Consider the following 25,745-nt stretch of genomic DNA (forward strand, 5'->3'; position numbering starts at 1 on the left):
TACACAATCTCCGACGGCAACGGCGGCACAGACGATGCTGTTGTGACGGTGCAGGTGAACGCTGTGAACGACCCACCCGTTGCGGAGGACGATTCCGACGCGACGGATGAGGACACGCTGGTCACCATCGATGTGCTGGGCAATGACGTTGATGTGGACGGCGATGACCTGACCGTGACTGCGGCGACTTCGGACGACGGTACGGTTGTGATCAACGGCAACGGCACGCTCGACTTCACGCCGGACCCTGACTTCAACGGCGAAGCTACGATCAGCTACACAATCTCCGACGGCAACGGCGGCACAGACGATGCTGTTGTGACGGTGCAGGTGAACGCTGTGAACGACCCACCCGTTGCGGAGGACGATGCAGCGGAAACAGACGAAGACATGGCTGTGACCATCAGTGTTCTGGCCAACGATAGTGATCCGGAGCTTGATCCGCTGACTGTGACTGGTGCGACATCGGACGATGGTACAGTTGTGATCAACGACGACGGCACCATCACATTCACGCCGAACCTTGATTTTAACGGTGAAGCAACCATTAACTATACCATCGCTGACGATAATGGCGGCGAAGACGATGCTGTTGTGAACGTGACAGTGAACGCTGTGAACGATATCCTCGCGGTTGATGACACTGCCGAAACTGATGAGGACACACCTGTTACCATCGACGTTCTCGCCAATGACGAAGACGCGGACGGGGATGATCTGACAGTAACGGCTGCAGCTTCTGAACAGGGTGTTGTCGAGATCAACGACGACGGCACGATCACCTTCACACCGACCCTTAACTTTAATGGCGAAGCGACCATCAACTATACCATAGAAGACGGGCAGGGTGGTTTGGACTCCGCAGTTGTAACCGTGGATGTCGGCCCGCTGAACGACGCGCCAGTAGCGACCGACGACGTCGAGACGACACCTGAGGAAACGCCTGTAACCATTGATATTCTTGTCAATGATACCGACCCCGATGGCGATCCGCTTACCATTACAGAGGCAACCTCGGACGATGGTACAGTTGAAATTAACGACAATGGCACAATCACCTTCACGCCAAGTCTGGATTTCTTTGGCGAAGCTGTGATCGATTACACGATCTCAGACGGCAATGGCGGCATTGACGACAGCCAAGTCTTTGTCACGGTGACAAATATTAACGATGCGCCTGTTGCCGTTGATGACGTGGCGGCCACAGATGAGGACATATCTGTCACCATCTCCGTTCTGGACAACGACTCCGATCCTGACAGCGATCCGCTTACCGTGACCGCCGCGACATCCGACGACGGTACGGTCACCATCAATGACAATGGCACGATCGAGTTCACCCCGAACCCTGATTTTAACGGCGACGCGGTGATCAACTATACGATCTCCGACAACAATGGCGGCTTTGATGACGCGGTTGTCACGGTCTCTGTTGGTGAGGTTTCCGATCCACCAGTTGCAGCGGACGACGAAGCGATTACGGATGAGGACACACCGGTTACCATCACCGTATTGGGCAACGACACTGATCCAGACGGCGATGATTTGACAGTCACCGAGGCTTCCTCGGATGATGGTAATGTCACGATCAACGACGACGGTACGCTTGAGTTCACGCCAAACGAAGACTTCAACGGCGAAACCACAATTGCCTATACTATTACTGACGGCAACGGCGGTTTTGACGAAGCAGTTGTGACTGTGACGGTCAACCCTGTGAACGACGGCCCACTGGCCGAAGATGACGAGGCGACAACGGATGAGGCAACGCCTGTTACCATATCCGTCCTCGACAACGACAGCGATCCAGAAGGTGATCCGCTCACGGTAGTAGCTGCTACTTCGCCGAACGGTGATGTTGTAATCAACGATGACGGCACACTGACGTTCACACCTGATGATGATTTCACAGGTGAGGCAGTGGTCAACTACGTTATCTCTGACGGTGATTTGGAAGATCCGGCAGTTGTGTTCATCACAGTGAACCCCGAGCCAAGCGGTTTTGCCCCAGTTGCAGTGGATGACACGGCTGAAACGCTTGAGGAGACACCTGTCACCATCGATGTTCTGGCCAACGATACTGATCCGGAAGATGATCCGCTGACCATTACCGAGGCTTCCTCGGATGACGGTACGGTTGTAATCAACGACGATGGCACAATCACCTTCACGCCAGATCTGGATTTCTTCGGCGATGCAGTGATCGACTACACTGTAACGGACGGCAATGGCGGATTTGACGATGCACGGGTAAACGTGACCGTAGAGAACTTGAACGACGCACCTATTGCGGTCGATGACTGCGTGTCGACGCCAGAAGATACCCCTGTCACTATCCCGGTGCTGGCCAACGATAGCGATCCAGATGGCAATCCGCTGACTGTAATCGCGGCCACGTCACCTGATGGCGATGTTGTGATCAACGACGATGGCACGGTCACCTTCACGCCGAACCCCGATTTCACAGGGGACGCGGAAATTGCCTACACTATCTCGGATGGCAACGGTGAGACAGATGAGGCTATTGCCAAAGTATCCGTGGGTGAGGAAACCGATCCGCCCGTCGCAAACGATGACACAGCAGAGACCGATGAGGACACGCCTGTCACCATCGACGTGCTGGGCAACGATACGGATCCGGATGGTGATCCACTCGAAGTGATTTCGGCAACGTCACCTGACGGGACCGTCACGATCAACGATGATGGCACAATCGAGTTCACACCGAACCCTGACTTCAACGGTCCGACCACCATCACCTATACCGTCACAGACGGGAATGGCGGTGAGGATACAGGTACTGTTGATGTGACTGTGAACCCCGTCAACGATGGCCCGCTGGCCGAAGATGATGTGGCGAACGTCAATGCAGGCAGCTCGGTCACTGTGCCGGTGCTGGCCAACGACAGCGATCCCGAGAACGACCCACTAACCATTGTCAGCGCGTCCAGCCCTGATGGTGAAGTTGTCATCAACGACGATGGCACGCTGACGTTCACCCCGAACGAAGGCTTCGTTGGCGAAGCGCAGGTCAACTACACCGTCTCTGATGGCGAGTTGGAAGATCCGGCGGTTCTGTTTGTCACAGTTGCGGATGGTATCGTAACAGGTACCGACGGCGATGATCTTATCGATGTGGATTACGTCGGTGATCCCGAAGGTGATCTGGTCGACAACAATGACGAGTTCCTGCCAGGTGAAGGTCCAAACGATGATATCATCAATGCAGGCGACGGTAACGACACGGTTCTTGCTGGCGAAGGCGACGATGATGTTTCAGGCGGCGCAGGCGATGACAGCATCGACGGCGGTATAGGCGACGACGAACTTGACGGTGATGAGGGCGATGACACCCTGATCGGCGGCGCGGGCGACGATACGCTGAACGGCGGCGAAGGTGATGACGACCTGAACGGTGGCGAGGGTGACGACGTCCTAAACGGCGGCGAAGGCGACGATGATCTCATTGGCGCTGATGGCGACGATACGATCAGCGGCGGTGACGGCAACGATACTGTTGAAGGCAACGAAGGTGACGATGTTATCGACACAGGTGGTAACTCACCTCTGCCCGATATCGGCTATCCGGGTGTCTTCCCAGCGGATCCGAACCCTGATGATGACCGCGACAGCGTTGACGGTGGCGATGGTAATGACACCATCAGCACGGGTGACGATGCCGACACAATCAACGGCGGTGCAGGTGACGATGTTATCAGCGGTGGTATCGACGATGATGAAGTTGACGGTGGCGAGGGCGATGACCGTATCGTAGGCGCCGAAGGAAACGACACCATCCAAGGTGGCGAAGGCAATGACACCATCTATGCCAACAACGATCCTGATCTCGGCCTCGATGCATTTGAGATCGAAGATGACGGCTCCAACCCGCTTGGACCTGATCTGGCACCAGACAACGGTGACGATTTCGTTGATGGTGGCGCTGGCGACGATGTGATCTTTGGTGGTGATGACAATGACACCCTGCTTGGTGGTATTGGCGACGACCTTCTGGATGGTGGCATCGACGATGACACGCTCAGAGGTGGTGCAGGCAACGATACACTGATCGGCGGACAGGGCGATGATAGCCTTGAAGGCAACGAAGGTGATGATACGCTCGAAGGTGACATCGGTGACGATACACTGCGTGGCAACATCGGCTCTGACACAATCCATGGCGGCGCGGGCAACGATCTGCTCGATGGCGGCGCGGATAATGATGTCCTGAGTGGCGACGAGGGTGACGATACACTCCTTGGTGCCTTGGGCGATGATACGCTGGATGGTGGTGTCGGTGATGACAGCCTTGACGGTGGTGCCGGTGATGACACGCTTGAAGGTGGCGAGGGTGACGATACTCTGCGCGGCGCGACAGGCGACGATTCACTGCACGGTGGTGAGGGCGATGATCTTCTCGACGGTGGTCAGGGCGACGATGTTCTGAGCGGCGATGAGGGTGATGACACGCTTGAGGGCGCACTGGGTGACGATACGCTTGAGGGTGGTGAAGGCGACGACGTGCTCCTTGGCGGCTCTGGCGATGATCTTCTCCTAGGGAATGCCGGAAATGACACCATGACAGGTGGCAATGACCGCGATATCTTCCGCGATGTGAATGCTGGCGATATTGTTGATGGCTCTGAGGGCGGGGACGACTTCGACTGCTTGGAACTTGCAGGTTCCGCACCAGAGGGTGGTCGCTTCGAAGTGACATACGATCCAGACAACGGTGAAAACGGTGTTGTCGACTATTTCAACGAAGATGGGTCTGACGCAGGTCAGCTGGTCTTTACAAACATTGAGAAAGTCGTCGTTTGTTTCACACCGGGTACAATGATCGCCACACCGAAAGGTGAGCGTAAGGTTGAAGGGCTGAAAGTCGGAGATCGCATCATCACCCGCGACAACGGGATGCAGGAAATCCGCTGGATCGGTCATCGTCCGATGTCCGGAGAAGAGTTGGTCGCAAACGAGCATCTGCGCCCGATCCTGATCCAGCAGGGTGCTTTGGGTAACGGTTTGCCCGAGCGTGACATGATGGTATCGCCTCAGCACCGTGTGCTGATCGCCAACGACAAAACGGCCCTCTATTTTGAGGAGCGTGAAGTCTTGGTCGCAGCGAAGCACCTGACGGATATGGAAGGTATCGACCAAGTTGACGTGTCGCACACCACCTATATCCACATTATGTTCGACCAGCATGAGGTGATCTTGTCAGACGGTACTTGGACCGAAAGCTTCCAACCGGGTGATAACTCCTTGGCCGGTGTGGGTGACGCAGCACGTGACGAAATTCTGGAACTCTTCCCGGAACTCGCCACACGCGAAGGGATCGACGCATATGCCGCCGCCCGTAAGTCGCTCAAGAAGCACGAAGCCAAGCTGATCACCAAGAAAAGCTGACTTTTCCAAACAGAATTCCCTAAGGCGGGCCCGTAAGGGGGCCGCCTTGGGGTCCACGTGTATGCAGCATCATTTGGGGCTAGTGATCCTGAGTGAGTGAGAGCGGAGTCGTAATCGGCTCCGCTTTTCATCGTTTGGCAATATTGTTTCGAGAGTGGGGTCAATCACCGCAGAAAGGGCAAATTGTTCTTAAGATGCTGGAAATTAACACAAAATTAACAAATTTATAGGTTGCGCGGTTGACTTGTGTTAGACTGGAGGAATTAGGACGATATTTGGTCCGTTCGTTCAATTTAATTGAAGGATTATATTCATGGCTGATATTATTGGAACGCCACGAGACGATAGCCTTGCTGGTACTGATGAAAACGACTTAATCACAACTGGCCAGGGCAATGATACGCTTGCCGGGCGGTCTGGCGATGACGAACTGCGCGCCGAAGAAGGTAATGACTTTCTCTTCGGCGAAGATGGCAATGATACATTGCTTGGCGGTGACGGTATCGACGATCTATTTGGCGGCGCGGGCGATGACTATATTGATGGCGGCACTGGCAACGACCTGATCTCGGGGGGAAAAGGTTCGGATACGCTTATTGGCGGTTTGGGAAAAGATATCTTCTATGATCTGAACCCTGGTGACATCGTCACGGGAGGCGAACACGGCAATGTCGATTATGACAGTTTAAACCTCACGAAGTCTGCAAACGGCGGTAAGCTTAAAGTTGTTGTTGATGAGGATAATCCCGAGAACGGCACAGTCTATTATACTGACGCCGATGGGAAAGATGTCGGCAAAATCGTTTTCTCCGAAATTGAACAGATTATCCCGTGCTTTACGCCAGGAACGCGCATTGCTACGCCACGTGGCGAAGTCGCTGTGGAAACGCTTGCGGTTGGGGACCGCGTCGTGACGCGCGACAACGGGCTGCAGGTCATTCGTTGGATTGGACGCCGCGATCTTACGGCGGCGGACTTGTTGATGAACCAGCATATGTCTCCTGTCTGCATCTGCAAAGGCGGTCTTGGCAACGACTTGCCAGAACGCGATATGATGGTATCGCCAAACCATCGCATGCTTGTCGCGAGTGAAAAAACCGTTCTTTATTTCGAAGAGAGCGAAGTTTTGGTCGCGGCCAAGCATCTTACGGGGCTACCGGGAGTTGCGGTCGCCAGAGTGCAAGAGTTGACCTATATCCACCTCATGTTTGATCATCACGAAGTGATCCTGTCCGATGGCACATGGAGCGAGAGTTTTCAGCCGGGTCTGCAATCCTTAGCTGGAGTGGGCAATGCGCAACGCACGGAGTTGTTCGAGCTTTTTCCAGAGCTTGCGACGATGGAAGGGGTGACACGCTATGCCTCTGCTCGGCGGAGTATCAAGGCGCATGAGGCGGCCCTGTTGGTCAAGTAGACTGCTGCGCCTCGCGCCAGGCGTCCCACGCTTCGGGCGTATCGAGATCTGTGCGTGCATGGGCATCGGGCAGGGGGATGAGAAGCGTTCGGCTGCGGTACTTCTCGATCATGGGTTTTGCGCCCTTATCCCCCTCTAACGCCATAAGTTCGGAAAAAAGAGATGCGTGAAATACTGTTGGATGGCCAGCGGCGCCATCATAAGTTGTTGCGCGCCAGATGAGAGTTTCACTTTTGAGATCAACCGCCTGCATGATTGTGTTGAGATCGTCTGTTGTCAAATCAGGCATATCCGCAAGCATAACCATTACTGCAACGCATCCCGCAGGCAGGGCACCAAGCCCAGCACGTAAGCTGGCACTCAGGCCGAGAGCTGCATCCGTTACAGGGACCTTAAGTACATCCAGACCCTTGAGCGCGGTGTAACGGGGATGTGTGGCTGGGGGCAGGGTGACGACGATAGCTTCTCCTGTAGCCTGCGCCCGAAGCACGGTGCGCCGCAAGAGCGGCATGCCGTCTACATCCTCCATCAGTTTGTCACGCCCACGCATGCGCGTTGAGCTACCTGCTGCAAGGATGAGGACGCAGATCATATTATCCGCGCATCCGTGCGCCATCTGAATCAAAGAGCGGTTTAGTGATCAGACGGGCAGGGCGCATCTGGCCGAGGATTTCGATATCCACAGCCAGCCCTTCGGTTGCTTGGGGAACAGGCACAAACCCTTGCGCGATAGATTTGCCTGCATAATGCGAATATCCACCAGAGGTACAAAAGCCGATAACGCTATCCTCATGCCAGATCGGCTCATAACCCTGCACATCGGCATCCGTTGCGTCCACCTCAAACGCCACCAATTTGCGCATAGGTCCAGTGCTGCGTTCCTGCTCTGCCGCGGCGCGGCCAATAAAGTCGGTGTTCTTTTTGAAGCTGATGAAACGGTCCATCCCCGTCTCGGCGGCAGTATAGTCTGGCCCGAACTCAAGCAGCCAAGCGCCAAAGAACTTGTCCAGCCGCAGGGACATCATGGCGCGCATACCAAAAGGTGTTATGCTGTGGGGCTGGCCTGCTGACCAAAGCGTGTTCCACAACTGACGTTGGCCCATGGCATCGCAATAGATCTCGTAGCCCAGATCGCCTGTGTAACTCACGCGCTGCACTAGACAATTTGTCATGCCGACGGTCATCTCGGCCACGTCGAGGAACTTCATCGCACTTACATCGCTCAGCGTGCAAGCCTGTAGGACTTCTCGCGCTTTTGGCCCTGCGATTTGGAAGCCCGTGCGGCGGTCCGAGATATTCTCGACCGTGACGCCTTCCATCATGTTCTGATCAAACCAACGGCTGTGAAAGGCTTGTGCACCATAGGAAGCAGTGAGCTGAAACAGCTCTTCGCCAAGACAGGAAATGGTAAAATCCCCGATCAGACGCCCTCTGGGCGACAGCATCGGTGTCAGCGAGATACGTCCAAGATTTGGAACACGCCCCGCCATGACCTTGTCGAGCCAAGCCCGCGCATTTTGCCCTTTCACCAGATATTTGCCAAAGTTCTGCACCTCGTTGATGCCCACAGCCTCACGCACGGCGCGCACTTCTCGGCCTGTGGCGTCAAAGGCGTCAGAGCGGCGGAAGGAGGGAGTCTCATATGTCGGCTCATCGCCCTGCGCAAAATAGTTGGGCACTTCCAGCCCGAATTGCTGGCCCCAGACCGCGCCCATGCTGCTGAAGATATCGTACATCGGCGTGGTCTGCTGGGGCCGCGCAGCGGGGAGTTCTTCGTTGGGGTAGGAGACAGAGAAACGTTTTTGATAGTTCTCGATCACTTTCGGCAGGGTATAGCCGGGGCTGATCCATTTGCCAAAACGCGCCACATCCATGGCAAAGACATCGCGCTCGGGCTCGCCCTCGATCATCCATTGGGCAAGGGTGAGGCCAACGCCGCCTCCTTGGGAAAAGCCTGCCATGACACCGCATGCGGACCAGTAGTTGCGCAGACCCGGCACGGGACCAACGAGCGGGTTGCCATCGGGGGCAAAGGTAAACGGCCCGTGGATCACGTTCTTGACGCCTGCCTTCTCCAGATCGGGAAAGCGGCGATAGGCAAAGTTGATACTCTCCTCGATTTTGTCGAAGTCATCGGCCAACAGATCCTGACCAAAGCTCCAAGGCGTGCCGCCCACCGCCCACGGACGGCAGGTCTGCTCGTAAAAACCAATACACAGGCCCATGCCTTCTTGACGCAGGTAGCTTTCGCCAGCGGGGTCCATCACATGGGGATGTTCGCGGCCTTCGGCCATCATCTCCTTGATCATCGGGACTTCTTCTGTGACCAGATATTGATGCTCCATGGGATGGAGCGGCAGATAAACACCCGCCATCGCCCCAACCTCGCGTGCCCAGAGGCCGCCAGAGTTCACCAGATGCTCGGCGTGAATTGTGCCTTTGTCGGTGACCACATCCCATGTGCCGTCGGGCCGCTGGTTGGTCTCCTTGACCATTGTATGCGTCTCAATCGTCGCACCGCCCATCTTGGCAGCACGCGCATAGGCATGGGTGGTACCCGAAGGATCGAGGTGCCCATCCAGCGGATCATAAAGTCCGCCAATAATTCCGTCGAGGTTGGTGACAGGGGCAATTTTGGCGATCTCCTCAGGCCCAACGATCTCGGTCTCCAGTCCCATAAAGCGGTGCTTGGCCCGCTCTGCCAACAGCATATCGAAACGCTCCTGATTGTCTGCCAGTGTGACACCGCCCACGTGGTGCAATCCGCAGGACATCCCCGTGATTTCTTCCAACTCTTTATAAAGCTTGATGGTATAGCCCTGAAGGGCAGCCATGTTTGTATCACCGTTAAGCGTGTGAAACCCGCCCGCCGCATGCCAGGTTGAGCCGGAGGTCAGTTCGGAGCGTTCCAACAGCATTACATCGGACCAGCCGAGCTTTGTAAGGTGGTAGAGGACAGAGGCGCCGACAACGCCGCCGCCGATAATGGCGACACGGGTGGTGGTTTTCATGGGTGATAACTCCAGACTGGTTGGGTCCACAGAATGTCATCACCGCAGCAAGGGCAAGTGTTTTTGCGACAGAATTTGTCGGATATCATCCACACGGAAATGCGATTATCCCTGTTGGACAGGAATAATCCCGTGCTACCTAGGTAGCTATGGAAAGAATAAAATTTATCCCTGTCCGACTCTTGCGGGTCATTGATCAATACACCCGCAAGCTTTGGGTGCGGGTCGTCCTCATGGGGCTTATGTCCATTGTTGCGTTAGGTCTGACCCAGTTGCTTGATCCGTTGCTCCCTGACAAGATTGCGACGTTCTTTAGTGTCTCGTCGGCGGACCGTTTACTCAATATCATTGCAAACGCGATGCTTGCGGTGACAACGTTTTCGATCACCAGCATGGTATCGGTGCACCGCGCCACATCCCAGCAATGGTCGCCGCGCGTGCATCGTCTTTTGCTTGAGGATCGCACAACACAAAATACACTTGCGGTGTTTATCGGTGCCTATGTATATGCGCTGATCGCTATTATTCTCAGGGAATTGGGCGTCTATGCCGAGGATCGCGCGACCGTCCTCTTTGTGACCACCGTGGGTGTGCTCGCTGTGATTGTGGTCTATCTGATAAGGTGGGTTCTGCACCTTCAGACTTTTGGCAGTTTGACCCAAACATCAGAGCATGTGGAAGGCACCACGCGCAGCAGCTTTGTGGAGCGCTTGCGCAATCCATGTCTGGGTGCAAATGCGCTTACCGATGCAGTTCCCGACGACGCACGGGTCATCAGGGCGCAGAAAACCGGCTATATCAACCAGATCTTTCCTGAAGCGCTCAATGACGCGGCGAAATCACTTGGGCAGGATGTGTATTTGACGGCCAACATCGGCGACTTCATATTCCTCAATGAACCATTGGCAAAGGTCGTGGATAGCGGGAATGCAGAGGGCGAAAAGGACTACGATGAGATTGAGGATGCGCTCGAGGCTTGTGTCGTAATCGGAATTGAGCGTAGTTTTGATCAGGATCCGCGCTTTGGCCTTATCGCGATGGGTGAGATCGCCTCCAAAGCACTATCACCGGGCATCAACGATCCGGGTACGGCGATTGACATGATCAATCGCGTCGGCCGCGTTCTGGCTTATTACGAAGACGAGACGCAAAAGGACCGCGACGAGCCTTTGGAGCGGTTGTGGGTTGAACCCCTTGATCCTGTTGACCTGATTGAAGACGGTTTTGGCGCACTTTCGCGGGACGGCGCCGCTCTTTTCGAAGTACAGCACAGACTACAAAAAGTGCTGAAGGCGTTGCAAAACCATCCCGACGCGCAACTCGCCGATGCGGCGGGAAAAGCCGCAAATACAATGCTGGCCCGTGCCCAGAGCGCAATGACATTCGAGGGTGATCAAAACCGTTTGAAAGATGCATTTCCGCAAGAGAACTGAGACGGGATTAAATCGCCGTTGGCTTGCCTGCGACAGAATATGTCGCGCGATGGCTATCCGCAGGGGGGATGGGCCGTCAGGGTAAGGTGAACCCAATACGATCAGGACCCTGCACCATGCGCACCCATGCCCAAGCTGTCATCATCGGAGGCGGCGTTATCGGCTGCTCCATTCTCTATCACTTGACCAAGCTGGGGTGGACGGATGTTGTCTTGCTTGAGCGGGACGAGTTGACGTCAGGCTCCACCTGGCATGCAGCGGCGAATATCCACGGTCTGCATGACAACAACAATATCACGCGCATACAGAATTACACGATGGACCTGTATAACGCATTGGAAGCGGAGACAGGGCAGAGTTGTGGTGTGTTTCAACCCGGCTCGCTTTATCTGGCGCAGACAGAAGCGCGGGAACATCAATTGCGCCTGCAAGCAGCCAAGGCAAAGTACTATGGATTGCCCTTTCGCGAGGTAGACCGCGCCGAGGCCGAGGCACTTCACCCGCTGGTCAACTACGACGGCATCCGCTGTATCATGTTCGAGGAAAACGGTGGTAATGTGGACCCTTCTGGCGTGACCAATGCCTACGCTGCCGGAGCGCGTCAGAACGGAGCGGAGATCATCCGCTTTTGCCCTGTCACAGGGACAGAGCAACAGTCTGATGGCACTTGGATCGTCCGCACACAAAAGGGCGACATCAAAACCCAATGGGTTGTGAATGCCGCAGGCCTTTGGGGACGTGAAGTGGCCGCACTCGCTGGAATCACCCTACCGCTGCAACCGACCGAACATCAGTATTTTGTGACCGAGAGCATTGCCGAGATTGAAGGGCTGGACCGCCGATTGCCCTCCGTTGCTGACCGCGATGGGGAGTATTACCTCCGCCAAGAAGGCAAGGGATTGCTTGTGGGCGCTTATGAAAAAGACCTGCGGTTCTGGGCTGAAGAAGGCACGCCGCAAGGCTTCGGACATGAGCTGTTTGCTGACGATCTGGAGCGGATTGAAGAGAACATGATGCGTGCGATTGACCGTGTCCCTGCCGTGGGTTCGGCAGGGATCAAGCGGGTCATCAACGGGCCGATGATCTGGTCACCCGACAGCAATGTATTGTTCGGGCCTGTGCCAGAGTTGAGCAACTACTTCTGCTGTAACGGCATCATCCCCGGATTTTCGCAATCGGGCGGCATGGGCCTGCTTGCAGCCGACTGGATCGTTACGGGCGAGAGCCGCTATGACATGTTCGCATGGGACGTGGCACGGTTCGGAGACTGGGCGGATAAAGCCTTCACCAAGGCGCGAGTGGGCGACCAATATGCCAACCGTTTCAAAATCCACTTCCCTCATGAAGAGCGCAGCGCGGGTCGTCCGGCGCGTGTACGCCCGATTTATGAAACACAACGCGAGATGGGTGCTGTCTTTGGCCTTAACTACGGTTGGGAGCATCCGCTCTACTACGGGACCGAAATGGGTGCCGAGGACCAGACACATGGTTTCACCCGCCAGCCTTGGTGGAACGTGGTGGGAGCAGAATGTAGGATGCTGCGCGAGTACGCTGGCATCATCGATATCTCGAATTTTGCCAAATATACCTGCAAAGGGGCAGGGGCGGAGGAGTGGCTCAATGCAGTCTTCGCAAACAACATGCCGCGCGAGGTCGGACGCTCTTGCCTGACACCTTTGATCGGCAAGCGCGGAGGGATTGCAGGCGATTTCACCGTGACGCGTTTGGCCGAGGACGAATTCTGGATCATCGGGTCGGGTATGGCCGAGCGCTATCACAAGCGGTTCTTTAAAGAAGTGCCGCTGCCCGAAGGAACCACATTCGAGAGCCGCACTGACACGATGTGCGGGTTCAACGTGGCAGGACCAAAGTCGCGCGAGATGTTGCAGCGTCTGACCAATACTTCGCTTGCCACATCCGATTTTCCCTTCATGCGCTCTAAATGGATTGAGTTAGGCGGCGTGCATTGCTTGGCGTTGCGGGTGTCCTTTACCGGCGACCTCGGGTGGGAATTACACTGTGCACAAGAAGACCAAACCGCCCTCTATGCTGCCCTTATCGTCGCAGGGCACGACGTAGGCGCAGGCCCCGTGGGAAGCCGCGCGTTGATGTCACTACGGATTGAAAAGGGATATGGCTCTTGGGGACGCGAATACAGCCCTGAATATTATCCACAAGAAGTGGGCCTTGCGCGTCTGTGCAAGCTCGACAAACCGTTCCTCAACCGTGAGACGGTCACCGAAACGATGGCTGCTGCCGCGCGCGAGGAACTGGTGTTGCTGTCACTCGATAGCAAGCAGACAGAGGCGTCAAATGCAGATGCCACAGGCGGTGAGCCGATTTTCAAGGATGGCGTGGGCATCGGGCGCGTCACGTCAGGCGCTTATGGCTATTCGGTGGGCCTGTCGCTTGCCCTCGGCTTTGTCAAAGGGGTGTCTGCGGGAGATGTGGTTGATGTCATGGTTTTGGGTGTAGCGCATAAAGCAACGGTACTTGCCGAGCCACCCTTTGATCCGAAAGGCCTGCGGCTGCGAGCGTAAAAATGGGGGCTCTGCCACCCCCCTGCTTCTTGAAGCGCTGGGGGGCCAGCAGTTTATTTTGCAGAATAAAGCAGGCTTGCGCGCTAAAGCGGACGCATCTTGAATTTTGTGATGCGGTTGCCTTCGCGGGCGAGAACCTCAAACCGGAAGCCATGGAACAAAAACACCTGACCGCGCGTCGGGATCATTTGCGCCTCGTGGATGACCAAACCTGCGACGGTGTTGGCCTCATCATCGGGTAGGTTCCAGTCATTTGCGCGGTTGAGATCGCGGATCGTCATGGCACCGTCCACAAGGTACTGGCCTTCTGCATCAGTTTTCACCGTGTGATCGGCCAGTGGGTCAAACTCATCTGTGATTTCGCCGACGATTTCCTCAAGAATATCCTCTAGAGTGATCAAGCCTTGCAGTGAGCCGTATTCATCCACCACCAAAGCAAAATGGGTGCGGCGGTGGAGGAATTGCCGCATCTGTTCATCAAGTGTGGAGGTTTCAGGCACAAAATAAGGTTCCATCGCCACATCAGCGATATCAAAGTCCTTAAAGGCAGCTGCGCCGTCCTTGGTGCCTGCGATGAGTTTATACATTGCGCGCAGCAGGTCTTTTGCGTGGATCACACCGATGATATTTTCAGGATCGTCACGGTAAATCGGCAAGCGGGTGTGATTGGAGCGTAAACACTGCTCAAGGATATCGGCGGGCGCGTCAGCGGCATCAATCATCTCGATGCCGGAGCGGTGGAGCATGATTTCTTCGACGACGCGCTCACGTAGATCAAGCGCACCAAGGATGCGGTCTCGGTCTTCTTTCTCAACGACCCCTTCGGAGTGGCCCAGTTGCAGCGCACCTGCAATCTCTTCACGTACAGCAAGGATGTTGCTGTCGGGATCAACGGCCACGCCCAGAAGGCGCAGCATGCCACGCACCAAAAGGCGTACAACGCTCACCACAGGGGAGAAGACCAGAACGACAATGCTGATCGGGCCAGAGACAAGGGCCGCCGCACGTTCGGCATTGGTGATGGCATAGGTCTTTGGTAGGACTTCGGCAAAGATCAGCACCAACAGCGTCATCACCAGTGTTGCAAGCGCGACACCGCTTTCGCCAAAGAGGCGCGTAAAGAGTGCTGTGGCCAAGGACGCTGCGAGAATGTTTACCAGATTGTTGCCCAGCAGAACCGAACCGATCAGCCGCTCGTTATCTTCGGTGATTTTCAGCGCACGCTCCGCCCCGATTGAGCCTTTGTCCGCTTGAGTCCGTAATTTGCCGCGAGAGGCGGCCGTCAGCGCAGTTTCTGATCCGGAAAAGCACCCTGATAAGACAAGCAGAAATAAAATTGTACCCACTGAGATCCAGAAGGCACCATCTATAGTCACCAGGCTCATGTCCATGTAGAAAAACCTTTCAGGGTTGTTGGCATTGTTATGGGGGCAGGCCCCGCTGCATTCAAGGAGGCGCGCACATGAAACACAGGGATTTGGGTGTGTTGGACGGCGAAGTGGTGCTGTTTGGAGGTGCATACAGCAATATTCAGGCAGTGCGTGCGCTGTTTGCCATAACTGCCCAGCGCGGCGTGGCAGCGAACCACGTGATTTGTACCGGCGACGTCGTCGCTTACTGCGGTGCGCCAATTGCTACTGTGACTGCGATACGAACCTCGGACTGTGTTGTTTTGGCTGGTAATTGTGAGGTGCAACTCGCGCAGGGTGCCGATGATTGCGGGTGCGGGTTTGAGGATGGAACAACTTGCGATCGGTTAAGCGTTGCATGGTACAATTTTGCGCAAAGCCAGTTAACGCGTGACGCAAAGGCGTGGATGGGCACGCTGCCCGATGTTCTAAGCTTCACACATCTTGGCAAACGGTACGGCGTGCTGCATGGCGGGGCTAGTGATGTGGCGCGGTTCATCTGGGAAGCAGATGCTGCGGAGATATTTGACGCCGAATGGGAAGCATTGGAAGCGTTTACAGGGCCGTTAGATGCAGTGATTGCGGGCCATTCGGGTCTGCCATTCGTGCGCGAGACAGCGCGGGGCCGTTGGATCAACGCAGGTGTGATCGGTATGCCGCCCCATGACGGAACGCCGGATACCCGCTTTGCAATGCTGAGTGGTGGTGAGGTGCGTATCGAGCGATTGATATATGATGCTTCTGGGGCAGTGGCCGATATGCAGAATGCTCGCCTGCCGCCGCAGTATGCAGATGCTTTGCTGAGTGGTTACTGGCCGTCAGAAGATGTTTTGCCCGAAGCTTTGCGTGTGGCTGTCTCCGATAGAGGATGATGATCGAGGACCAGCTCGGACAGGCGCGCCTCCAGAACATGTGTGTAAATCTCGGTTGTTGCCACATCAGCATGGCCGAGCATCGTCTGGATCGCCCGCAGATCAGCGCCACCTGCCAACAAGTGCGTGGCAAAAGCGTGCCGCAGCGTGTGTGGCGTGACTTTTGCCGGATCAACTCCTGCCGCCACGGCAATATCCTTGATCAAGTTGTAAAACCAATGGCGTGTCAGATGCCCTTCTTTACCTCGAGAGGGAAAGAGGAATTTCGAAGCGGGTTTCTTTAGTGCTGCATTCTCTGCCTCACGCTCGTCGCGCATCTTGATCCAGAGAGCCAGCGCGTCGCGTGCGTCAGGCGAAAGCGGCACCATACGCTCTTTGCCCCCTTTACCGAGAATAAGCAGCAGCCTTGGATCGCCGCGTGTGGCGCTTACCGGCAGACCCACAAGTTCGCTCACCCGCATCCCCGTGGCATAAAGCAGCTCCATCAGGCAAGTGTTGCGCACACGGTCTGTGTCATTGCGCCCCAAACTGCGCGCAGCTGACAGCAATCGGTCCACTTCTTCCACGGATAGAATTTTTGGCAGGCGCTTGTCTTGACCCGGACCGCTAATTTGGATTGCGGGGTTGTCGCTGCGCAGCCCTTCTTCAAAGGCAAAGCGATATAGCTGTTTCACCGCCGATAGACGGCGTGCGCGGGTGGACTTTGCCAGTCCTTGAGCGTCGCAATAGACAAGATAACTCTCTACATCGGCGCGGGACACGGCCTCGAACCCAAGGTTTCTATGCGCCAGCCAAGCGTCAAAATCCTTGAGATCGCGCCCATAGGCCAGCAACGTATTGGTGGCAGCCCCCAACTCAGCGGCCTGCGCCTCCAAAAACATGGAAATCCAACCCGAAGGGGCGCGACTACTCACCAGGATCGCTCCAGCAGCAGAATTTGCAACGCGGCACGTCGGGCGGTGTCTTCGAGCCCCAAGGCACGCAAGGTGCCTAGTGCTTCGCGCAACGCACGAGAGTCGCCGCGTGCGCCATCGCGCAGGGAGTCGAGCGTCGCAATCAACGCTTCACCCAACCGCCCGTTCTGGGCCATCTCAATCCACGCGTCGCGTGCAACAGGCGCGGTGAAACTGTCAAAGATTGCCCGTGGCAGAGGAGTGGTAGGTGCAGCTCCTGCGGCCTCGCCTGATGCAACAGCGCGGATCAGTGCGGTCATATCGCCAAGCGTAATCGCATCTGACATTTGGACAGCTACAGTTTCATATTCAGGCGATAACAATCCGATACGTGCCTGAAGCGCTGCTGCACGGCCCGTTAACTCAATGGCTCCAAGGCGCTCCTGAAAAGTAGTGGCAAAGCTGACTTCCAATTCTGCCTCTTGCATTTGCTCCCAAACCACAGCCAAAGCGGTTGCAATGGCCATGGCCTTGCCGGTCTCCAGCGCATCGTCAAACTGCTGCACGGCACGCACACGGTCCCAGATGCCGCCCGATGCAGCGGCCTTTCTGTCGGTATACAGGCCCAAGAGGCGGTTCTCTGGCAATGCCCCAGCGCGGGTCAGCCGCTCCGCTGCTTCAAGCTGGGATTTCCAACCGGATATGTCGCGCAGATCGGCAAACGCATAGGTGCGCGGCAAGGGGCCAGTGGGCAGCGGCTCACCGATACTCTCGAACAATCGGAACGTGAGCGGGCTCATCTGCGCGGGGGCCGGAGCGGGCAGAGGGGGCGCATCTTCAAACACATCGGGGTTCAAAAAACGGTCAAGCACGTCCAACGTCGGGCGCGGCAATAAAGCCAGCGCCTTGGCCGAACCAAGTGTCAGCGCCGCATTTTCCCAATCGCCCGCACGGGCGTCGCAAAATATCTTTATGCCTGTGTCGCTTGTCAGATGCGCAGCGCGTGATAGCACACCGCACGCACTATCTTCGGTGCCGACCAGAAGGCTCAGTTGCATCCACAGATCAAACAGCGCTGGCGATGTTGGACCGCCTGCCTGCTCAACCAAGGCGAGGGCAGGATCGATTGCCCCAAGCTTCATCAGTTTCTCGACACGCACTTTCGTCAGCATGTCCTGCGCGGTGGGTCCGCCTTGCGGTGCCGTGGCTTCAGCCAGCAGGACGGTAAACAAGAGCGCGTTAGCGGCGGGCAGGTCCAGATCGGGCAGAGTGCTGATTCTATGGCTAACCGCGCTTATGTCACTGGAGGACCAGATATCCGCTTGCATGCCTGTCATAGTTGGCGGCGCCAACCCGATCACAGGCGGCGCACCCGCATCAAGAGGGCGTGTTGTGACCTCTGGGGCGGTGCCGCTCTCGGTGACGGCAGGCTCCTTGATCGCTTTCGGCTTCACTGGCTTGCGCTGGATTGGCGCACGGGGCAGCTGCGTTTGTGTTGAGGGGTTGTCGAGCCAGTCAATCACAGACAATGGTGCCCTTGTTTCGGCTGCCACGCCCTGTGCCATTGGCAATAACAAGCCAAGGCTGATGCAGCGGACCAATGGCCAAAAGGGCGTCTGCATCGCCTTACTGACCTTCAAGCGTGACGGGCAATCGGACCTCTTGCGGGGTGGGGGCGAAGTTCAGCCCCAACTCTGGTCCCACATAGGCATAGCCTACAAGTCCGATAAATCCGAGAATCGCAAGGATAAACAGAAGCTTGAAGAGTTTGCCTAACATGAAATTTTGCCCGATCTGCTATTATTTTCCCAAACTATATATGGCCTTTTCAGTAAGATCACGTCATTCAGATACAAATGAGTGAAAATGATACATCCACGGCTGACATCCGCCGACGAGACGTCCACTACCGCCTTAAAAAGACGGTTGCTTTGGTGGGAATGATGGGTGCTGGCAAAACGGCAGTTGGCCGTGCGGTAGCGCTCAAGCTGGATGTACCGTTTCTCGACAGCGACGCTGAGATCGAAGCTGCGGCGAATCTGTCGGTGCCAGAGATTTTCCAGCGCGACGGGGAAGTCTTCTTTCGCAAGCGCGAGACCGAAGTGATCCAACGTTTGCTTGAAACCCAAAACGGGATTTTGTCGACGGGGGGCGGCGCTTATCTGGCGCAGGTGAACCGCGAAAATATTAGCAGGGCGGGCGTGGCCTTGTGGCTTGATGCCTCCCTTGATCTGTTATGGAGCCGTGTGAAACATAAAGACACGCGGCCCTTGCTGCGCACTGTCGATCCGCGTGCAACTTTGGGTGAGATATTTGCCGCACGCACGCCCGTCTACCGTTTGGCAGAGTTGCATGTCGCCTGTGCGCCTGACCTGTCGATCGACGCCATGGCGGAACGTGTGATCGAGACGCTGCTGACGCGGCCTGATGTGATGGAAGTTGTGAAATGAACGAGCGTGTGCATGTGGCCCTGCCGGGTCGTGCCTATGATGTGGAAATCGGTCCGGGTTTGTTGGGGCAAACGGGAGCGTTTATCGCACCGCTGCTCAAGCGCCCCCGCGTTGTTGTGATCAGCGACGAGACTGTCGCGGGCCTGCATCTTGAGACATTGCGCGACGGGCTGTCCGCCGCCGCGATCAGCATGGAAAGTTTGATCTTGCCTGCGGGTGAAGGCACAAAATGTTGGTCAGAGTTGATGCGCTGTGTTGAATGGCTGCTCGACCAAGAGGTTGAGCGCGGTGATGTCGTGGTCGCTTTTGGCGGTGGTGTGATCGGTGATCTGGTAGGCTTTGCCGCCGCGATCTTGCGGCGCGGTGTGCGCTTTGTGCAAATCCCCACGTCGCTTTTGGCGCAGGTCGACAGCTCGGTAGGTGGCAAGACCGGCATCAACACGCATCACGGAAAGAACCTTGTCGGCGCGTTTCACCAGCCGTCCTTGGTGCTGGCCGATACGGCGGTCCTTGGAACGCTCAAGCCGCGCGATTTCCTCGCGGGTTATGGTGAAGTTGTGAAATACGGCCTGCTGGGCGATGCGGATTTCTTTGACTGGCTGGAGCAGAACGGCCCCGATCTTGCCGATGGCAATGGGGTTGCGCGGGTTGAAGCGGTACGCCGCTCCGTCCAAATGAAAGCCGACATTGTCATGCGCGATGAGACCGAGCAGGGCGAGCGCGCGCTTTTGAACCTTGGCCACACCTTTGGCCACGCGTTAGAAGCCGCGACAGGCTATTCTGACCGGCTGCTGCACGGTGAAGGCGTGGCGATCGGCTGTGCGCTGGCATTTGAGCTGTCCGCGCGGATGGGTCTGTGCGCCCAAGAAGCGCCGAGCCGCGTGCGTGCGCATCTGCGCGACATGGGGATGAAGGTGGACCTATCTGACATCGAGGGCGATTTGCCTGATGCCAAGGCGCTGCTGGCCCTTATGGGGCAGGACAAAAAGGTTGTCGAAGGGCAACTGCGCTTCATCCTTGCCCGCAGCATTGGTGCGTCGTTTGTCACGGGCGATGTGGCCAAAGCGGATGTACTGGCGCTGCTTGACGATGCGCTCGCTCAGCGTTGAGTACGTTACTCTGGCGGGGTTAGGTCGATATTCCAGCGTTGGCAAAACCACACAAAGAACGGCACTTCAACGACTGCGGCGCTGAGCAGGGCAAAGGCCCACCAAGGTAAATCAAAGAAGAAAACCGAAAATGCGGTGCCTGTGCCGTAGTAGACCAATCCAACGGATAACAGGATGGCTGCCGTCACTCCCAGATCAAGAACCATCATGCGGTTGAGTGTCTTTGTCTGCATCCTCGGGTAGAGGGCCGTGTAGGCAAAGGCAATCATTGCCCCTGCAAACACGAATATCTTGATCTCTGGCGTCATTACAGTGTCTTAGAACGGAATTTCATCGTCCAGATCGCGTGAGCCGCCACCGCCGCCCCCTTGGGACTGACCGCCACCATAGCCACCGCCACCGCCGCCTTGCTGGTCGTAACCGCTGCCGCTGTCTTGTTGGTCATAGCCACCGCCACCACCACCGCCCATGTTGCCACCGCCGCCGCCATCGCCGCGTCCGCCGATCATGGTCATCACGCCGTCATAGCCCTGCAACACGATCTCGGTCGAATATTTGTCCTGACCCGACTGGTCCTGCCATTTGCGGGTTTGTAATTTACCCTCGATATAAACAGTCGAGCCTTTCTTCAGGTATTGCTCGGCGACGCGCACAAGACCTTCTTGGAAAATCGCGACAGAGTGCCATTCGGTCTTCTCGCGCCGCTCGCCGGTGTTTTTGTCTTTCCATGTCTCGGACGTAGCGATGCGCAGGTTGCACACTTTGCCACCATTCTGGAAACTGCGCACTTCGGGGTCGCGCCCCAGATTGCCGATAAGAATTACTTTGTTTACTGAGCCGGCCATGCTGCTCTCCCTCTTGGTGTCTGGTATCAACTGTTATCTGGTATCGGCCGAATCCCGCCAATCCGTATCGCGGCACTTATAACGTTATCGTGGGGCAGGGACACTGCGATTGTGGGGATAAGCGGTCAGATGCCACGAGATTTCGCATCAAGGTCTGGTCACAGCGGGTATCTTTGATATAGAGTTTGCGAAACACGATCTTGAGGGTGTGGAACAATATGCGCATAGCAGTAGCAGCAATGATTGCGGGAGCCATCAGCCTCGGTGCACCAGTGAGTGCGGACATCTTCTCCTCCAAGAGCCGTAGCAAGCTTTTCGCTACTCAGAAAAAGCTGCTCGATAACCGCGCGTCCAAGCAATATCACAGCTCTGCCCGCCTCCAGCCGCCCAAAGTTATTACGCCAACAAAATGGGATGACGGCACGAATACGGAGAAGGTTAAGAAATATCGGGGCCGCTACAAAGGGCCGTTTCTGGCCATGGCGCGTGCCGCCGCCGATAAACATGGTATCCCGCAGGACTTGTTCCTGCGCCTTGTGAATCAAGAAAGCCGTTTTAATCAGAACGCAGTCTCTCATGCAGGGGCCATCGGGCTCGCCCAGTTGATGCCGGGCACCGCCAAGGATCTGCGCGTGGACCCTACGGTACCACATGAAAACCTTGATGGTGGCGCGCGCTATCTCAAGATGCAGTATAAAGAGTTCGGATCGTGGCGTCTGGCGCTCGCGGCTTATAATGCGGGTCCGGGTGCGGTGAAGAAATACGGTGGGATTCCCCCGTTCCGCGAGACAAAGAGCTATGTCCGCATCATTGCGGGAAAAGGTTGAACAAGTTTACGCTAGACTGACCTAACGTCAGCTTTGCCGTTCAAACATACAGCCACTGTATGGTTCTTATTGATATCAAACAATTTTCATAAACTTTGACTAGATTGCGACCCTCCCGCCTAATTCGAAGCGCCCTTTTGCCCAATTCTGGCCCCAATAACCAACGATAGGTTAACGGGTAACGAGTATGACGGAAGTGAGTACCATGAGCCAGGATATCTTCAATCAGCGGATCGCACGTATCAACAACCACTCCGGTGGACTTGGTAACATGACACGCACTGAAGGTGGCACTGCTACATCCATGTACAGCTCACCGTCTATGGTTGGTGAAACTCCCACGGCGCGCCGCAACGTCAAACCGATGTTGATGGGCGCCGTGTTGGGGATGATCGCAGGTACAATTGCTGCTGGGCTTGAAAACCCTGCGATGCCTTGGGGTCCGGGTTTCGAATATAACGAGATGATCGTGATGCCAACGCTTCTGGCGCTGTGTGCTGGTCCCGTTATGGCAATCGCAGCCGCAGCTATGCGCGCACGCTTCCCGTCGTTCTTCTTTTTCGCAGCGGCGTATTTTCCCTGCGTGATTGCAATGGCTTTGCTTGAGCTGCCACTGTTCTGATCAAGACGAATGTTTTGCGAGTTCTGCGCGAATGTCCTGAAGGCGGCGGCGCTGTATACTATCCCCATCAAAGTTATCATCTGACAGCCACGCGGTGAATGCTGCACGGCAAAGCGGCCATTCCGATTTCAGGACCGAGAACCACGCCACATCACGCTGCCACCCTTTGACGACGGCAGCATTGCGCCATGTTCCCTCATGGGTGAACCCCAAATTTAGCGCTGCTTTGAAGGACTTTTCGTTCTGTGCCTGACAGCGCCACACCAGTCGCTCATATCTGTGGGTATCCATCCCCTCACACATCAGCAGAAATATCGCCTCACGGGCGGCGCGTGTCCCCTGTAGGGCGGGAGAGAACCAAATACTGCCGATCTCGAACGCGCCATCGGCCTGAGAGACATCGCAAATAGACAGCCATCCTTGCGCCGCGCCTCTGGATGTACGCACCGCCCAAAACGGTTGATCCTTGCGGGTTGATAGATCGGTGATCAATTTTTTCAGAGATTGCCGGACCTCGAATGGCCCGTACCGCAAATAGTCAAAGCTGTCAGGTGCTGCGTGGGTGGCATTCCATAGCTCATCAAAATGCACCTGCGTCAAAGGCTCCAGCGTGACGCTGCGCCCTTGGATCAGATGCTGTTTCGGGAACGCCCAATGGCTTTGCTCGATTCGTGTGCCTCCCACCGTTCTCTACCCTAATGCCGTGAAAACGGTGTGGCCGCTATTCCGCAGCCACATCGCCCATTTCAATCACCGGCTCCATGCCGTCAAACTCTGCTTGTGGCAGGTGGCATTTGATCTGGTGCTGACCTTCCAGCATCCGCACGGGCGGCACTTCGGTTTCGCACAGATTGCCGGCAACCTTTGACTTCCAGCCACAGCGGGTCTGGAACGGGCAGCCTGAAGGCGGGTTCATGGCTGAGGGGATGTCGCCCTCCAACACGATGTGCTTTTTCTTCACCTTGGTGTCCGCAATGGGCACAGCCGACAGCAGCGCCTCGGTATAGGGGTGATAAGGCGGGCTAAAGACCTGATCCGTGGTTCCAAGCTCGACCACATGGCCAAGATACATCACCATTACGCGGTCGCTGAGATAACGCACGATGCTGAGGTCGTGGGAGATGAACAGCAGTGTCGTTTTCTGCTCGCGCTGAATTTCCATGAGCAAGTCGGTCACTGCCGCCTGCACGGAGACATCAAGAGCGGATACAGGCTCGTCCGCGACCACAATCCGGGCATCTCCCGCAAAAGCACGTGCAATGCCCACACGTTGTTTTTGTCCACCGGACAGTTGGCGCGGCATCCGCGTCGCAAATTCACGCGGTAGTTTCACCAGATCAAGCAGTTCCAGCATGCGCTGCCAGCGGTCCTTCTCGGACTTGCCGATCTTGAAGATTTCCAAGGCCCGCACAATCTGTCGGCCCACGGTCATCGAGGGGTTGAGCGTGTCAAACGGGTTCTGGAATACCATCTGGATATCGGCCACGTTCTGGGTCGTGCGGTTCTCAATGGGCACGTCGCCGATGCCCTCACCGTCCAGCGTGATTGTCCCGTCCGTGGCTGTCTCCAACCCCATCAGCACTTTGGCAAAGGTGGATTTACCACAGCCGGACTCGCCCACAATCGCCAGTGTTTCGCTTTCTCGCGCCTCAAAACTTAAAGTCTCGTTAGCCTTCACCACTTTGGTATCGCCGCCACCAAACATCGCATTGGCCGCCACTTGATAATATTTCTTGAGATTGTCGATCCTGAGGACCACCTCACCAATCTCACCCTTCTTCTTGACCTCGGCCAGTTCCAGCGGTGCCTGCCAGTCGATCTCGTCGAACTTCACACAACGGGTCGCGTGGCGCTCGTTGCCCTGCACGTCCTGCATGGGGATATAGCCCTGATCACAGCGCCCCGCCTCGAAGTAATCGCAGCGCGGACCAAAGTTACAGCCCTTGGGCCGCTCATGGGGCAGGGGGAAGTTGCCGGGAATGGCAATCAGGGGGCGCGCGTTTTTATCCGCACCGGGCAGGGGGATAGAGCGGAACAGCGCCTGCGTATAGGGGTGCTGCATCTCGTCAAATACATCCTCGATGGAGCCGCGCTCGACCGCTTCGCCGGAATACATCACACAGATGCGGTCACAGGTCTCAAGGACCAGCCCGAGGTTGTGCGAGATAAACAGCATCGAGGTGCCGTATTTCTTGCCCAGATCCTTCACCAGCTCAACCACAGCCGCCTCAACCGTCACGTCCAGCGCCGTTGTTGGCTCATCCAGAATGAGCAAAGATGGTTCGCTCATCAGCGCCATCGCGATCACGATCCGCTGTTGCTGGCCGCCGGAAAGCTGGTGCGGATAGGCTTCTAGAATACGCTTGGGGTCGGGAAGTTTTACATCTGTAACCACCATCAATGCGCGGTCATAGGCTTCTTTTTCGGACATGCCTGCGTGGATCATCGGCACTTCCATCAACTGGCGTCCGATCTTCATCGCAGGGTTCAGAGACGCCATTGGCTCTTGGTAAATCATAGCTATCTCTGAGCCGCGGATGCTGCGCAATTCTGCGTCCGACATCTCGCCAAGGTCTTGGCCCTTAAACTTGATCGAGCCACCGACGATGCGCCCGTTCTTGCCCAAATCCTGCATCACGCCCAGCGCCACGGTGGACTTGCCACATCCGCTCTCACCCACAAGGCCCACGGCCTCACCGGGTTTGACGGATACAGAAAAATCCATCACCGCAGGAATTTCGCGCAGACGCGTAAAGAAGGAGATCGAAAGCTTGTCGATCTCGAGGATGGGGCCGTCATAATCGGTCTTAGGCATTTTCTAATTCTCCCAGATCCAAAATAAAGCACCTCTTGTGGCTTCATTTTGCAAAATAAACTGCGGGGAGTATCGGGGGCTGGCCCCCGATACTCCCCG

19 protein-coding genes are annotated in these 25,745 nt (G+C 56.2%); 9 read left to right on the plus strand and 10 right to left on the minus strand.

Annotation, left to right across the window (positions count from 1 at the left end; translation table 11 throughout):
- The coding region (locus Q0775_RS15535) for a tandem-95 repeat protein (protein ID WP_298862873.1) at positions 1-5,406 on the plus strand (5,406 nt) is incomplete at its 5' end.
- 313 nt (positions 5,407-5,719) lie between these two features.
- Positions 5,720-6,820 (plus strand): Hint domain-containing protein, encoded by a 1,101-nt coding sequence (locus Q0775_RS15540; protein WP_298862876.1) that lies wholly within the window; start codon positions 5,720-5,722, stop codon positions 6,818-6,820.
- Here the strand turns inward: Q0775_RS15540 and Q0775_RS15545 are convergent.
- Both Q0775_RS15545 and Q0775_RS15550 read right to left on the minus strand, forming a co-directional pair.
- Positions 6,813-7,412: a nucleotidyltransferase family protein gene (locus tag Q0775_RS15545; RefSeq protein ID WP_298862879.1), complete on the minus strand. Its 600-nt coding sequence runs from the start codon at positions 7,410-7,412 to the stop codon at positions 6,813-6,815. The genes Q0775_RS15540 and Q0775_RS15545 overlap by 8 nt on opposite strands.
- Before the next feature lies 1 nt (position 7,413).
- A complete protein-coding gene (locus Q0775_RS15550) occupies positions 7,414-9,831 on the minus strand; it encodes an FAD-dependent oxidoreductase (RefSeq protein WP_298862881.1) in 2,418 nt (805 codons plus the stop codon).
- A 149-nt stretch (positions 9,832-9,980) separates the two neighbouring features.
- Between Q0775_RS15550 and Q0775_RS15555 the strand changes: the two genes are divergently transcribed.
- Together Q0775_RS15555 and Q0775_RS15560 are read left to right on the plus strand one after the other, a co-directional pair.
- Entirely contained in the window at positions 9,981-11,264 is a 1,284-nt protein-coding gene (locus Q0775_RS15555) for a DUF2254 domain-containing protein (protein WP_298862883.1), read from the plus strand.
- Positions 11,265-11,380: 116 nt separating this feature from the next.
- Positions 11,381-13,804, plus strand: coding sequence for an FAD-dependent oxidoreductase (locus Q0775_RS15560; RefSeq protein WP_298862886.1), 2,424 nt, complete (start codon positions 11,381-11,383; stop codon positions 13,802-13,804).
- An 83-nt stretch (positions 13,805-13,887) separates the two neighbouring features.
- Here the strand turns inward: Q0775_RS15560 and Q0775_RS15565 are convergent, their stop codons facing one another.
- Positions 13,888-15,195 carry an HlyC/CorC family transporter gene (locus Q0775_RS15565; RefSeq protein WP_298862889.1) on the minus strand — a complete coding sequence of 436 codons (1,308 nt, stop codon included), beginning with the start codon at positions 15,193-15,195 and terminating at the stop codon, positions 13,888-13,890.
- A gap of 71 nt (positions 15,196-15,266) precedes the next feature.
- On the opposite strand from Q0775_RS15565, the gene Q0775_RS15570 reads away from it, so the two are divergent.
- Positions 15,267-16,085, plus strand: coding sequence for a metallophosphoesterase family protein (locus Q0775_RS15570; protein ID WP_298862892.1), 819 nt, complete (start codon positions 15,267-15,269; stop codon positions 16,083-16,085).
- On the opposite strand, the gene Q0775_RS15575 is transcribed toward Q0775_RS15570, so the two are convergent.
- Genes Q0775_RS15575 through Q0775_RS15585 form a run of 3 tightly spaced genes read right to left on the minus strand, consistent with a single transcriptional unit; the run spans position 16,022 to position 18,757 of the window.
- Complete coding sequence (locus Q0775_RS15575) at positions 16,022-16,966, minus strand: site-specific tyrosine recombinase XerD (RefSeq protein WP_298863814.1); 945 nt, start codon at positions 16,964-16,966, stop codon at positions 16,022-16,024. The genes Q0775_RS15570 and Q0775_RS15575 overlap by 64 nt on opposite strands.
- Positions 16,967-16,995: 29 nt before the next feature.
- Entirely contained in the window at positions 16,996-18,600 is a 1,605-nt protein-coding gene (locus Q0775_RS15580; RefSeq protein WP_298862896.1) for a hypothetical protein, read from the minus strand.
- 4 nt (positions 18,601-18,604) lie between these two features.
- On the minus strand, positions 18,605-18,757 hold the full coding sequence (locus Q0775_RS15585; RefSeq protein WP_298862899.1) for a hypothetical protein: 153 nt from the start codon (positions 18,755-18,757) through the stop codon (positions 18,605-18,607).
- 77 nt (positions 18,758-18,834) lie between these two features.
- Here Q0775_RS15585 and Q0775_RS15590 point away from each other — a divergent pair, with 77 nt between their 5' ends.
- Positions 18,835-19,428, plus strand: a complete 594-nt coding sequence (locus tag Q0775_RS15590) for a shikimate kinase (RefSeq protein ID WP_298862902.1) — start codon at positions 18,835-18,837, stop codon at positions 19,426-19,428.
- Positions 19,425-20,537: a 3-dehydroquinate synthase gene (gene aroB / locus Q0775_RS15595; RefSeq protein ID WP_298862905.1), complete on the plus strand. Its 1,113-nt coding sequence runs from the start codon at positions 19,425-19,427 to the stop codon at positions 20,535-20,537. Before Q0775_RS15590 ends, aroB begins: the two co-directional genes overlap by 4 nt.
- A 5-nt stretch (positions 20,538-20,542) precedes the next feature.
- Here the strand turns inward: aroB and Q0775_RS15600 are convergent, their stop codons facing one another.
- Positions 20,543-20,845, minus strand: a complete 303-nt coding sequence (locus Q0775_RS15600; protein WP_298862908.1) for a hypothetical protein — start codon at positions 20,843-20,845, stop codon at positions 20,543-20,545.
- Between the two features lie 9 nt (positions 20,846-20,854).
- The gene (gene ssb, locus Q0775_RS15605) at positions 20,855-21,382 is read right to left on the minus strand and encodes a single-stranded DNA-binding protein (RefSeq protein ID WP_298862910.1); all 528 of its coding nucleotides are present in this window, start codon (positions 21,380-21,382) and stop codon (positions 20,855-20,857) included.
- A gap of 218 nt (positions 21,383-21,600) precedes the next feature.
- On the opposite strand from ssb, the gene Q0775_RS15610 reads away from it, so the two are divergent.
- A complete protein-coding gene (locus tag Q0775_RS15610) occupies positions 21,601-22,209 on the plus strand; it encodes a lytic transglycosylase domain-containing protein (RefSeq protein WP_298862913.1) in 609 nt (202 codons plus the stop codon).
- A gap of 205 nt (positions 22,210-22,414) precedes the next feature.
- Entirely contained in the window at positions 22,415-22,831 is a 417-nt protein-coding gene (locus Q0775_RS15615; RefSeq protein ID WP_298862916.1) for a hypothetical protein, read from the plus strand.
- On the opposite strand, the gene Q0775_RS15620 is transcribed toward Q0775_RS15615, so the two are convergent.
- On the minus strand, positions 22,832-23,515 hold the full coding sequence (locus Q0775_RS15620) for a GNAT family protein (RefSeq protein ID WP_298862919.1): 684 nt from the start codon (positions 23,513-23,515) through the stop codon (positions 22,832-22,834).
- 37 nt (positions 23,516-23,552) lie between these two features.
- Positions 23,553-25,646, minus strand: coding sequence for an ABC transporter ATP-binding protein (locus Q0775_RS15625; protein ID WP_298862922.1), 2,094 nt, complete (start codon positions 25,644-25,646; stop codon positions 23,553-23,555).
- Between the last annotated feature and the right edge of the window lie 99 nt (positions 25,647-25,745).

It is taken from the genome of uncultured Sulfitobacter sp. (assembly GCF_947499945.1).
Lineage (GTDB): Bacteria > Pseudomonadota > Alphaproteobacteria > Rhodobacterales > Rhodobacteraceae > Sulfitobacter.